Below are 12,177 nucleotides of genomic sequence, written 5' to 3'. Positions count from 1 at the left end.
CCGGGCCACAGAGCCGCCGTACCGTGCGAGGATCGTGCCGTCCAAGCCAGCACCGGGTTACACCCGGGCGCACATGAGCACAACGGAAGGCGGACCGTGGCCGAGCAGCTCTACGCCACTCTGAAGACCAGCCTCGGCGACATCGAGGTCCGGCTTTTCCCGAACCACGCCCCCAAGACCGTCAAGAACTTCGTCGAGCTGGCCCTCGGCGAGCGCGAGTGGACCGACCCCGCCACCGGCACCGTCTCCGCCACCCCCCTCTACGACGGCACCGTCTTCCACCGGGTGATCAGCGGCTTCATGATCCAGGGCGGCGACCCGCTCGGCACCGGCATCGGCGGCCCCGGCTACAAGTTCGAGGACGAGTTCCACCCCGACCTGCGCTTCGACCGCCCCTACCTGCTCGCCATGGCCAACGCCGGCCCGCGCACCAACGGCTCGCAGTTCTTCATCACGGTCAACCCCGCACCCCACCTCAACCGCAAGCACACCATCTTCGGCGAGGTCACCGACGCGGACAGCCAGAAGGTCGTGGACAAGATCGCCTCCGTCGCCGTCAGCGGCCCGAACAAGCGGCCCGAGAAGGACGTCGTCGTCGAGACGGTGCTCGTCGAGAAGCGCGAGAGCTGAAGTCCCGGACCGGCCTCCGAAGGGAACCAAACGCCCCGCCCGTCCGTAAGGATGTGCGGGGCACAATGGTGACCACCACGAGCGAGGGGACCCCATGGAGGACCAGGCGGCAGGCAGCGCGCAGGACGCCCACAGCCTGCCCATGTGCTACCGGCACCCGGACCGCGAGACCGGCGTGCGCTGCACCCGGTGCGAGCGCCCCATCTGCCCCGAGTGCATGGTCAGTGCCTCCGTGGGCTTCCAGTGCCCCGAGTGCGTCCGCGGCACCACCGCCGGCCACAGCGGCCCGCCCCCGGCCGCGTCCCGGCCCCGCACCATCGCGGGCGGCACGGTCGCCGCGGACCCGCGGCTGGTCACCAAGATCCTGATCGGTATCAACCTGGCGGTGTTCCTGGCCATCCAGGTACGGCCGTCGCTCGCCGACCAGCTCGTCCTGATCGGCGAGTGGCCGCCGAAGCCGTACGCCCCGACCATGGGGCTGGTCGACGGCGAGTGGTACCGCATGGTGACGTCGATGTTCGCGCACCAGGAGATCTGGCACATCGGGTTCAACATGATGAGCCTGTGGTGGCTCGGCGGCCCCCTGGAAGCGGCCCTCGGCCGGGTCCGCTACCTCACGCTCTACTTCGTCTCCGGCCTCGCGGGCAGCGCGCTCACCTATCTGCTGGTCTCCCCGACCTCGGCCTCTCTCGGCGCGTCCGGCGCGATCTTCGGCCTCTTCGGCGCCACCGCCGTACTGGTGCGCCGCCTGCGCTACGACATGCGCCCGGTCATCGCCCTGCTGGTCATCAACCTGATCTTCTCCTTCAGCGGCGGTATCGCCTGGCAGGCCCACATCGGCGGCCTGGTCGCCGGTGTCATCACCGGGTACGCGATGGTGCACGCCCCGCGCGAGCGGCGGAACCTCATCCAGTACGGCACCTGCGCGCTGGTCCTGGTCCTGGCCGTCGTACTCACGGTCGTCCGTACCGCCCAGCTCACCTGAGCCCGATCACGGCGGCTCGCTGCACTGTTGCCGAACCGTTGTCCACAGTTCGTGGCGGATCTTGTGCACAACGTGCGCGCACAACTGCGCCCCCTCCCACTCACTTGCGTTCCCGCAGGTCAGGGAGGGGGCGAACAGTTTTACGGCGAGTGTTGTGGTAGTCGTACCGGCGTCAACGCCTGGCGGGTTATCCACAGATCGTCTTCTTTTCCCCAGGTCCATGCACAGGCCTGTGGATAACTCAGCGGATAACCCTGGGCAGAGCTACTTCCACTGCGTGGAGACGCCGAAGCCGGCCGCGATGAAGCCGAAGCCCACGACGATGTTCCAGTTGTCGAGGCTGTCGATCGGCAGTGAACCGTCGGTCACATAGAAGACGACGATCCAGGCCAGCCCGATGAGGAACATGGCCAGCATCACCGGCGCGACCCAGGCTCGGTTGTTCAGCTTCAGGGCGGTCGCCTGCTTCGCCGGGGGCGGCGTGTAGTCGGCCTTCTTGCGGATACGTGACTTCGGCACGAGGGTCTCTCCTGTCGATGCGCTGCGTGGCCGCGCAGGTAACTGGGTCGGGCTCGGGGCAGCGTACAAGGGGACAGTAAGGGCAGACTGAGCGCTCCCCCGGGCGTCCGTTAGCGTAGTGCTTCCGTGGCGCTGAAGGAGATAAGGGTACGTTGAGCAATTCTGCCGACTCCAACGCGACCGGATCAACGGGTTCGGCGCCGGCCCGCAAGGGCGGCTTCCGGCCGGTGCGGATTCTCACCGTGGGCGTCTTCGCCCTCGCCGGTCTGCTCTTCTTCACCAGCTTCAACACGGCCAAGGGCACCGACATCCGCTCGGACGACAACCTGCTGAAGCTGTCCGACCTGATCCAGGAGCGCAGCCGCAAGAACAAGGAGCTGGACGAGTCCAACGCGAGCACCCGTGACCAGAACGAGAAGCTCGCCGAACGCGACGACGGCTCGACCAAGGCCCAGGACGACAAGCTGACCGGGCTGGAGAAGGACGCCGGCACGCAGAAGCTGACCGGCAAGGCGATCACCGTCACCCTCAACGACGCCCCGCCGAACGCCACCGCCAAGCTGCCCGGCTATCCCGAGCCGCAGCCCGACTACCTGGTCATCCACCAGCAGGACCTGCAGGCCGTGGTGAACGCCCTCTGGCAGAGCGGCGCCCAGGGGATCAAGGTCATGGACCAGCGGCTGATCTCCACCAGCGCCGTGCGCTGTGTGGGCAACACCCTGATCCTCCAGGGCCGCGTCTACTCACCGCCGTACAAGATCCAGGCGGTCGGGGACCCCGCGAAGATGCAGCAGGCGCTCGCGGACTCCGAGGCCATCCAGAACTACATGGTGTACGTCAACGTCTACGGTCTCGGCTGGAAAGTCACCGAGGACGGGACGGTGACTCTGCCGGGCTACTCGGGCACAGTGGATCTGCACTACGCGAAGCCCGTGGAGTAAGCAGCTCGGCCTTTGGAGCCGCCGGTGCGCGTGATCGTCAGGACCGTCAGCGAGCTCTGTATCACCGTCGGCACGCTCATAGTGCTCTTTGTCGTGTATGTGCTGTTCTGGACCGGTGTGAAGGCCGACAGCGTGATGCACGACCAGATCGACCAGTTACAGCGCCAGTGGTCGGACAGTGCCGCCGTCCACCCCACGGCCGGGGCCTCCGCGGCCGCCCCCGCCGAGCCGGCCGCGTACCACTACGGCAGGCCTTTCGCGATCATGTACATCCCGCGGTTCGGTTTCACGTGGAACAAGCCGGTCCTGGAGGGCACGGGGACCGATGTGCTGAAGAAGGGCCTCGCCCACTACGCCCGCACCGCCCGGCTCGGCCAGGAGGGCAACTTCGCGGTCGCCGGCCATCGGCGCACGTACGGCGACCCGTTCCTCGACTTCCCGAAGCTGCGGGTGGGGGACGCGATCGTACTGACGGACGGCACGACCTGGTTCACGTATCGGATCGACAAAGGCCCCTACAAAACAGTTCCGACGGACGTTGAAGTGATCGACCCTGTGCCACGTAAGTCAGGGTATACGCGTCCCGGGCGCTATCTCACGCTGACCACGTGCGATCCGGAATGGGGGCACAGCCATCGGCTGATCGTCTGGGCGCACTTGGACTCCACACAGCCTGTGGAGGCAGGCAAACCCAAGGCGCTGCGCCGTTAGTCTGGTGCAGTACGGCGGGATTCTGGTGCCGTGGTGGAACGGAAGGGACGGCATGTACGGCTGGATCTGGCGGCATCTGCCGGGGAACGCGTGGGTGAGGGCGTTGATCTCACTCGTGCTGGTCCTGGCCGTGATCTACGTCCTCTTCCAGTACGTCTTCCCCTGGGCCGAACCGCTGCTGCCCTTCAACGATGTGACGGTGGACAACCAGTGAGCGCGCGGATTCTCGTCGTCGACAACTACGACAGCTTCGTCTTCAACCTGGTCCAGTACCTGTACCAGCTGGGCGCCGAGTGCGAGGTGCTGCGCAACGACGAGGTGTCGACGGCGCATGCCCAGGACGGCTTCGACGGCGTTCTCCTCTCGCCCGGTCCCGGGACACCGGAGGAGGCCGGCGTGTGCGTGGACATGGTCCGCCACTGCGCGGCCACGGGCGTTCCGGTCTTCGGTGTGTGTCTCGGCATGCAGTCGATGCAGGTGGCGTACGGCGGTGTGGTGGACCGGGCGCCCGAGCTGCTGCACGGGAAGACCTCGCTGGTGGAGCACGAGGGCCGGGGGGTCTTCGCGGGGCTGCCCACGCCCTTCACCGCGACCCGCTACCACTCGCTGGCCGCCGAGCCGGCGACGGTCCCGGCCGAGCTGGAGGTGACCGCCCGCACACACGACGGGATCATCATGGGGCTGCGCCACCGTGAACTCCCGGTCGAGGGCGTGCAGTTCCACCCCGAGTCGGTGCTGACCGAGCACGGGCACCGGATGCTGGCCAACTGGCTGGTGGAGTGCGGCGACCAGGGGGCCGTGGCGAGGTCGGCGGGGCTCGCCCCGGTGGTGGGCAGGGCCACGGCGTGACCGCGCTGCGCCCGGAGCGCGAGACCGATACCTCGTACGGGGATCAGTCGTACGGGGGCTCCGGCGCGCTCGGGGAGACGGCGTACCTTCCGCCGGTCGGGGAGGCCACGGCGTATCTCCCGCCGATCGACGAGGAGACCGTCGCCCTGCGGATCCCTGATCCGCCGCCCATATCGGCTTCTGCGGGCACAGCAGCCTCTTCTGCCACCAGAGTCCCAGGTGGCGGCCGCGCGGCCCGCAGAAAGGCCGCCAAGCGCCGCGGTGGCCGCCACGGCGGCGCACCGGAGACGGCACCTCAGGAGAGCCAGGCGTCGGGACGTGCCCTGTCCCGGGTGGAGGCCCGGCGCCGGGAGCGGTTGCGCAAGCCCTCGCCGGCCGTCGTGGCGAGCCGGGCGATAGGCGAGGTGTTCATCACCACCGGCGTGCTGATGCTGCTGTTCGTCACCTACCAGCTGTGGTGGACGAACGTGCGCGCCCACGCCCAGGCGGGCAGCGAGGCCAGCAGCCTCCAGAAGGACTGGGCGAGCGGCAAGCGGGCGCCCGGTGTCTTCGCGCCCGGGCAGGGCTTCGCCATCCTCCACATCCCCAAGCTGGACGTGGTGGCGCCGATCGCCGAGGGCGTCAGCAACAAGAAGGTCCTCGACAAGGGCATGGTGGGCCACTACGGCGAGGGTGTGCTGAAGACCGCGATGCCGCAGGACAAGACCGGTAACTTCGGGCTGGCCGCGCACCGCAACACGCACGGCGAACCGTTCCGGTACATCAACAAGCTGGTGGCCGGTGACGCGGTCGTGGTGGAGACGCAGGACGAGTACTTCGTGTACAAGGTGACGTCGATGCTTCCGGTGACGGCGCCCAGCAACGTGAGTGTGCTGGACCCGATCCCGAAGGGGTCGGGCTTCACCAAGGCGGGCCGCTACATCACGCTCACCACCTGCACGCCGGAGTTCACCAGCAAGTACCGGTTGATCGTCTGGGGCAAGATGGTCGAGGAACGCCCGCGCAGCAAGGGCAAGCCGGACGCGCTCGTCGAGTAAGGGCAGAGGCAGAGGAACAGTGGCAGCGACCGCCGACGACACCGAAGACCAGACCGACGCGCCGGACGTGGCCCCGGCACCGGGCCGTCGGCCGATCGGCCGGATCGCGACGGCGGTCAGCGTCTTCGGTGAACTCCTGATCACGGCGGGCCTGGTGCTCGGCCTGTTCGTCGTCTACTCCCTGTGGTGGACGAACGTCGTCGCCGACCGCAAGGCCGACCGGGAGGGCGACAAGGTCCGTGACACCTGGGCCCAGCAGGACACCGGTCCCGGCGCGCTGAACACGAAGAACGGCATCGGCTTCCTGCACGTCCCTTCCATGAGGAACGGCGAGGTGCTGGTCGAGAAGGGCACGTCGACGGACGTCCTCAACGACGGCGTCGCCGGCTACTACACCGACCCTGCCAAGGCCACCCTCCCCACCACCGGCAAGACCGGCAACTTCACCCTCGCCGCGCACCGCGACGGCCACGGTGCCAAGTTCCACAACATCGACAAGGTGAAGGTGGGCGACCCGGTCGTCTTCGAGACGCGGGACGACTGGTACGTCTACAAGGTCTACGACATCCTCCCCGAGACCTCCAAGTACAACGTCAAGGTCCTCTCCCAGATCCCCAAGGAGTCCGGCAAGACCAAGCCGGGCCACTACATCACGCTCACCACCTGCACCCCGGTCTACACGAGCCGCTACCGGTACGTGGTGTGGGGCGAGCTGGTGCGGGTGCAGAAGGTGGACAGCAAGCGGACCCCGCCGAAGGAACTGCGCTGAGAACTGTCGGATTCGGCAGGGAACGGGCCCCGGACAGGGTGACTGAATTTCGACCAAGTGTGCGAATAAAAGCTTGAGTTCGATCGACTCCTGGTTAACCCTTGGCAAAGATCACGGGGGGCTTCGGCATGGAGAAGCGAGGCCACCGGAACCAAGGAGGACGAAGACATGAGAAATCGCTCGCGCATAGCCTTCGCCTGCACCGCGGCGGCCGTGGCCACGATCGCGTTCACCAGTCCGGCGTCGGCCGCCGCGGGCGGCACCGCCAGCTGCTCGACCACCGGGGCACGGGGCAGCATGGGAGCGACCCGGCCGTCAGGAGACCTGTGGCCGTACCAGGAATTCAAGATCGCGCTGTCGGTCACGGACACCTCCGCCGACGGGCACCACGTGCGGATCCGTTTCCTCAGCAAGGCGGTCGGGAGCAGCGCGACGACGACGTGGGCGTGGCACTCGCTCACGGCGGGTTCGGGTGAAACCCTCACGCTCAGCACCACCGCGCAGACCTCGAACGGTATCGCGGAGACGGGGGTGGAAGTGGCGCGCTTCGAAGGCGACACCAAGCTCAACTCCTGCACCGACTGGACCTGACAATGAACAACGTCCCGGCGTCCTCCACGAGGACGCCGGGACGTTTTCCGTCCGGTGCGGTGTTCAGCCGCCGGTACCGCCGAAGAAGTTGGTACCGCCGTTGTTCCCGCCGTTGTTGCCGTTGCCGACGCTCACGGTGGTGAGGGTGATCGTCGTGCTGCCGGGGTCGGTGACGCCGGTGTTGGCCTGCGGGTCCTGGCTGGCGACGATCGCGTCGTCGCTGGAGTCGCCGTTCACCTGGATGTTGGTGAAGCCGGATGCCTGCAGGGTCTGCCTGGCCTGCTTCAGGGTCTGGGTGACCACGCTCGGCACGGCCGTCTGCTGCTTGGCCTTGCCGATCTGGATGTTGACCGTGGAGTCCTTGTCGACCTGGGTGCCGGCCTGCGGGTCGGTCGAGACGACCTTGCCGACCAGGTTGGTGTCGTCGGTCTCCACCTCGGAGCAGTTGCCGGTGAGGTTGTTGGCCGTCATCTGCGCCTTGGCCTCGTCACAGGTCTTGCCGCTGACGTCGGGGACCGTGGACTTCTCCTCGGCCTTGGCGACCTCGAGGGTGATGGTCGAGCCCTTCTCCACCTCGCTGCCGCCGTCGGGGTTCTGGCTCAGGACCGTGCCCGGGGTCTGGTTGACCACGGTCTGCTTGATCTTGACCTTGAAGCCCTTGTTCTCCAGCTGCGTGGAGGCCTCGTCGACGTCCTTGCCCACGACGTTGTCGACGGTGACCTTCGGCGCACCCGTCGAGACGACGAGATTGACGGTGGATTGCTTCTTGACCTCGGTGTCGGCGGTCGGGTCCTGTGAGCAGATACTGCCCTTGGGCTGGTCGTCGCAGGTCTTCTGCGTGAACGCCAGTTTGAGGTCGCTGTTGACGGCCATCTGTTTGGCGGTCTTCTGGGTCTGTCCGACGAAGTTCGGCATCTGGACCGTGTCGTTCCCGGCCCCGCCGCCCCCGAAGGCCCACTTGCCGATCAGGATGGCGCCGACCAGGACCAGGACGCCCGCGACGATCAGGAGGATCGTGGAGGTGTTGTTCTTCTTCTGCTGGCGGCGGCGGTCGGGGCGGTCGTCGTAGCCGTAGCCGCCGTCGTCCGGGTTCATGGGCGGCAGCATGGTGGTCGCGCCGGCGTCGGCGCGCAGTGCGGTGGTCGCCTGGTCGTCCGGGTAGCCGTAGCCGACCGAGCCCATGGCCGCGGTGGCCGCGACGGGCTGGCCGTCGAGGCAGGCCTCGATGTCGGCGCGCATCTCGTCCGCCGACTGGTAGCGGTAGTTCGGGTCCTTGACCAGCGCCCGGAGGACGATCGCGTCCATCTCCGGGGTGATCTCGGGGTCGAACACCGACGGGGGCTGCGGTTCCTCGCGGACGTGCTGGTAGGCGACGGCCACCGGGGAGTCGCCCACGAAGGGCGGTCGTACCGTCAGCAGCTCGTAGAGGAGGCAGCCGGTCGAGTAGAGGTCCGAGCGGGCGTCGACCTGCTCGCCCTTCGCCTGCTCGGGAGACAGGTACTGGGCGGTGCCGATCACGGCCGCCGTCTGGGTCATCGTCATGCCGGAGTCGCCCATGGCGCGGGCGATGCCGAAGTCCATCACCTTGACCTGGCCGTTGCGCGTCAGCATGACGTTCGCCGGCTTGATGTCCCGGTGGACGATGCCGCTGCGGTGCGCGTACTCCAGGCCCTGGAGGATGCCGATGGTCATTTCCATCGCGCGCTCGGGCAGGAGCTTGCGTCCGGAGTGGAGCAGCTCGCGCAGGGTCGAGCCCTCCACGTACTCCATGACGATGTACGGGATCGAGACCCCGTCGATGTAATCCTCGCCCGTGTCGTAGACCGCGACAATCGCGGGGTGGTTGAGCGAGGCGGCCGACTGAGCCTCCCGGCGGAACCGGGCCTGGAAGGACGGATCACGCGCGAGGTCCACGCGGAGCGTCTTCACGGCCACCGCTCGACCGAGCCGCGTGTCATGCGCGAAGTAGACCTCCGCCATGCCACCACGGCCGAGCACGTGGCCCAGCTCGTACCGGCCGCCGAGGCGACGCGGCTCTTCCATAGCTACCTACCAGCCCTCTCCGTCGGTCCCGGCCGCCACGGGTGTGTGGCCGGAGGCTGCCGTCCGGGCCTACCGTACCCGGCTGTGTTTGTGTGACCTGGCCAAGCCCGTAACCCGATACAGGACCGGTATCGCAACGTGCACCGATGTGAAGGGAACGTGATCGGGCTCACTTCTTGGAGTCGATGACCGCCTCCATCACGCTCTTCGCGATCGGGGCCGCGAGGCCGCCGCCGGAGATGTCGTCACGGTTGGCCTGATCGTCCTCGATCACCACGGCGACGGCGACGGGCTTGCTGCCGTCGGGGAGCTTGGCGTACGAGATGAACCACGCGTACGGGTTCTCGCTGTTCTCCACGCCGTGCTGGGCGGTACCGGTCTTGCCACCGACGGTGACGCCGTTGATCTGCGCGTTGGTACCCGTGCCCTGCTTGACGACCGTCTCCATCATCGACTGGAGGATCTGGGCGTTGTCGGAGGAGAGCGGCTGGCTCAGCTCCTCGGGCTCGGTCTGCGAGATGGTGTCCACGCTCGACGACTGGAGCTTATCGATCATGTACGGCTTCATCAGCTTGCCGTCGTTGGCGACCGCGGAGGCGACCATGGCCATCTGCAGCGGGGTCGCGGCGGTGTTGAACTGGCCGATCGAGGACAGCGCGGTCTGCGACTGGTTCATGTTGTCGGAGAAGACCGAGGCGCTGGAGCGGACCGGGGTGAACTGCTCCTCGTCGAAGCCGAACTTCTTGGCCTCGGCGAGCATCTTGTCGTTGCCGAGGTCGGCGCCGATCTTGCCGAAGACGGTGTTGCAGGAGTACCGCAGCGCGATCCGCATGGTCGCGTTCTTGCAGGGGATGCTGCCCTCGTTCTTCAGCTCGGTGGTGGTGCCCGGCATGACGTAGGGCAGCGGCGACTTGGTGGCCTCGTCCGCGGAGGTGTACAGCCCGTTCTGCAGCGCGGCCGCGGCGGTGACCACCTTGAAGGTGGAGCCCGGCGGGTAGGTCTCGCGCAGTGCCCGGTTCAGCATCGGGTCGTTCGGGTCGTACTTCTTCTGCAGCTTCTTCCAGGCCGCCGCGTCGGTGTTGGAGTTGCCCGCGAAGACCGAGGGGTCGTACGACGGGTAGGAGGCGAGGGCCAGGATCTTGCCGGTGGAGGGGTCCAGGGCGACGACGGCGCCCTTGCCGCCCTGCTTCTTCAGCCCGTTGTAGGCGGCGCTCTGGGCGGCCGCGTTCAGGGTGGTGACGACGTTGCCGCCCTGCTTCTGCTTGCCCGTGATCATGTCCAGGGTGTTGCGGAAGAAGAGCCGGTCGTCGTCGCCGGTGAGGATGCCGTCCTCCAGGGACTCCAGCTGGTTGGAGCCGAAGGCCTGGGAGGCGTAGCCGGTGACGGGGGCCCACATGGGGCCGTTCTTGTACGTGCGCTTGTACTTCAGGTCGTTGAGTCCTGAGGAGCCGGACGCCGTGGACCCGGTGATCGGGTTGCCGTCGACGATGATGTCGCCGCGCGGGGTGGAGTAGCGGGCGATGGTGACGCGGCGGTTCTTCGGGTCCGTCTTCAGGGTGTCGGCCTTGACGTACTGGAGCCAGTTGTCCCGCAGCAGCAGGGTGAGGACCAGCAGTCCGCAGAAGAGCGCGATCCGGCGCAGGGGCTTGTTCATGACGGGCGGACCACCTGGGTCATCTCGGCGTCGGGGTTGCCGGCGGGGGCGGGCGCCGGGCGGCGTGCGGTGTCGCTGATTCTGATGAGGATGCCGATCAGCGCCCAGTTGGCGAGTACGGAGGAACCGCCGTAGGCCATGAACGGCATGGTCATACCGGTCAGCGGGATGAGCCCCATGACACCGCCGGCGACGACGAAGACCTGCAGGGCGAAGGCCCCGGACAGGCCGATGGCGAGCAGCTTGCCGAAGGGGTCGCGGGCGGCGAGGGCGGTACGGACACCGCGCTCCACGATCAGGCCGTAGATCAGCAGGATCGCCATGATGCCGGCGAGGCCCATCTCCTCGCCGAAGGTGGCGAGGATGAAGTCGGAGTTGGCGGCGAACCGGATGAGGTCGGAGTGGCCCTGGCCGAGGCCGGTGCCGAGGGTGCCGCCGGAGCCGAAGGCCCACAGCGCCTGCATCGACTGCTCGGAGTGGCCGGCCACGCCCTGCTGGCTGAGCGTGTACTCCTTCATCGGGTCGAGCCAGGCCTGGACGCGCTGCTGGACGTGCGGTTCGAAGCTGGCCACGCCGACGGCGCCGGCCGCGGACATCAGCAGACCGAAGACGATCCAGCTGGTCCGCTCGGTGGCGACGTACAGCATGATGACGAACATTCCGAAGAACAGCAGCGAGGTACCGAGGTCGGTCTCGAAGACCAGGATGAGGATCGACATCAGCCAGACGACCAGGATGGGTCCGAGGTCGCGGCCGCGCGGCAGGTACAGGCCGATGAAGCGGCGGCTGGCCAGCGCCAGGGCGTCGCGCTTCACCATGAGGTAGCCGGCGAAGAAGATCGCCAGGGCGATCTTCGCGAACTCACCGGGCTGCAGGGAGCCGAGTCCCGGCACCCGGATCCAGATCTTGGCGCCGTAGATGTTGGCGCCGAGGCCGGGCACGAGCGGCAGGACGAGCAGTACCAGCGCGCCGAACATCGAGATGTAGGTGTAGCGCTGCAGGACGCGGTGGTCCTTGAGGAAGATCAGTACGACGACGAACAGGGCGATGCCCAGCGCGGTGTAGAGCAGCTGGCGGGGCGCGGCCTGGAAGTAGTTGGGCAGCGACTGCAGCAGCTTCGACTGGTCGAGCCGCCAGATGACCACCAGTCCCAGGCCGTTGAGCAGCGTGGCCAGGGGCAGCAGCAGCGGATCGGCGTACGCGGCGAACTTCCGCACGGCGAGATGGGCGACGCCGGCCATCAGGCCGAGGCCCAGGCCGTAGCTGAGCAGACCCGCCGGGATCTTGTCGTCGATGGCCAGGCCCACGTTGGCGTAGGCGAACACCGGGATGACGACGGCGAACACCAGGAGCGCCAGCTCGGTGTTGCGGCGGCTGGGTGCGCCGATGGCACCGATCGTGGACGTGTGGTGTGTCGAACTGTTGGTAGTGCTGCTCATGGTGTGACA

At 67.5% G+C, this 12,177-nt stretch carries 13 protein-coding genes; 9 read left to right on the top strand and 4 right to left on the bottom strand.

Annotated elements, in window-relative coordinates; all coding sequences use genetic code 11:
• Positions 1–96 precede the first annotated feature (96 nt).
• Together ACGFZS_RS09510 and ACGFZS_RS09505 are read left to right on the top strand one after the other, a co-directional pair.
• Entirely contained in the window at positions 97–630 is a 534-nt protein-coding gene (locus ACGFZS_RS09510) for a peptidylprolyl isomerase (protein WP_365695052.1), read from the top strand.
• 94 nt (positions 631–724) lie between these two features.
• Positions 725–1,615 carry a rhomboid family intramembrane serine protease gene (locus ACGFZS_RS09505; RefSeq protein ID WP_393794616.1) on the top strand — a complete coding sequence of 297 codons (891 nt, stop codon included), beginning with the start codon at positions 725–727 and terminating at the stop codon, positions 1,613–1,615.
• Positions 1,616–1,879: 264 nt separating this feature from the next.
• Here ACGFZS_RS09505 and crgA read toward each other — a convergent pair whose 3' ends face one another.
• Complete coding sequence (gene crgA, locus ACGFZS_RS09500; RefSeq protein WP_355712432.1) at positions 1,880–2,134, bottom strand: cell division protein CrgA; 255 nt, start codon at positions 2,132–2,134, stop codon at positions 1,880–1,882.
• Between the two features lie 152 nt (positions 2,135–2,286).
• Between crgA and ACGFZS_RS09495 the strand changes: the two genes are divergently transcribed.
• The 7 genes from ACGFZS_RS09495 to ACGFZS_RS09465 all read left to right on the top strand — a co-directional run bounded on the left by ACGFZS_RS09495 (position 2,287) and on the right by ACGFZS_RS09465 (position 7,032).
• Positions 2,287–3,075: a DUF881 domain-containing protein gene (locus ACGFZS_RS09495; protein ID WP_393794615.1), complete on the top strand. Its 789-nt coding sequence runs from the start codon at positions 2,287–2,289 to the stop codon at positions 3,073–3,075.
• Positions 3,076–3,099: 24 nt separating this feature from the next.
• Entirely contained in the window at positions 3,100–3,786 is a 687-nt protein-coding gene (locus tag ACGFZS_RS09490) for a class E sortase (protein WP_365695049.1), read from the top strand.
• Positions 3,787–3,838: 52 nt separating this feature from the next.
• A complete protein-coding gene (locus ACGFZS_RS09485; protein ID WP_355712426.1) occupies positions 3,839–4,000 on the top strand; it encodes a hypothetical protein in 162 nt (53 codons plus the stop codon).
• The gene (locus ACGFZS_RS09480; protein ID WP_094218623.1) at positions 3,997–4,635 is read left to right on the top strand and encodes an aminodeoxychorismate/anthranilate synthase component II; all 639 of its coding nucleotides are present in this window, start codon (positions 3,997–3,999) and stop codon (positions 4,633–4,635) included. The genes ACGFZS_RS09485 and ACGFZS_RS09480 overlap by 4 nt, the downstream gene beginning before the upstream one ends.
• Positions 4,632–5,672: a class E sortase gene (locus ACGFZS_RS09475; protein ID WP_393794614.1), complete on the top strand. Its 1,041-nt coding sequence runs from the start codon at positions 4,632–4,634 to the stop codon at positions 5,670–5,672. Before ACGFZS_RS09480 ends, ACGFZS_RS09475 begins: the two co-directional genes overlap by 4 nt.
• Before the next feature lie 19 nt (positions 5,673–5,691).
• Positions 5,692–6,441 (top strand): class E sortase, encoded by a 750-nt coding sequence (locus tag ACGFZS_RS09470; protein WP_393794613.1) that lies wholly within the window; start codon positions 5,692–5,694, stop codon positions 6,439–6,441.
• Positions 6,442–6,609: 168 nt separating this feature from the next.
• Positions 6,610–7,032, top strand: coding sequence for a hypothetical protein (locus ACGFZS_RS09465; protein ID WP_393794612.1), 423 nt, complete (start codon positions 6,610–6,612; stop codon positions 7,030–7,032).
• Between the two features lie 63 nt (positions 7,033–7,095).
• Here the strand turns inward: ACGFZS_RS09465 and pknB are convergent, their stop codons facing one another.
• The 3 genes from pknB to ACGFZS_RS09450 form a co-directional block, all read right to left on the bottom strand.
• Positions 7,096–9,075 carry a Stk1 family PASTA domain-containing Ser/Thr kinase gene (gene pknB, locus ACGFZS_RS09460; RefSeq protein ID WP_393794611.1) on the bottom strand — a complete coding sequence of 660 codons (1,980 nt, stop codon included), beginning with the start codon at positions 9,073–9,075 and terminating at the stop codon, positions 7,096–7,098.
• Between the two features lie 169 nt (positions 9,076–9,244).
• A complete protein-coding gene (locus tag ACGFZS_RS09455; protein ID WP_393794610.1) occupies positions 9,245–10,729 on the bottom strand; it encodes a peptidoglycan D,D-transpeptidase FtsI family protein in 1,485 nt (494 codons plus the stop codon).
• Positions 10,726–12,168: an FtsW/RodA/SpoVE family cell cycle protein gene (locus ACGFZS_RS09450; protein WP_355712410.1), complete on the bottom strand. Its 1,443-nt coding sequence runs from the start codon at positions 12,166–12,168 to the stop codon at positions 10,726–10,728. The genes ACGFZS_RS09455 and ACGFZS_RS09450 overlap by 4 nt, the downstream gene beginning before the upstream one ends.
• Between the last annotated feature and the right edge of the window lie 9 nt (positions 12,169–12,177).

It is taken from the genome of Streptomyces sp. NPDC048288 (assembly GCF_043201555.1).
GTDB lineage: Bacteria > Actinomycetota > Actinomycetes > Streptomycetales > Streptomycetaceae > Streptomyces.
The sequence above is the reverse complement of the archived record's forward strand: the minus strand, read 5'-3'. Positions and strand labels throughout refer to the sequence as shown.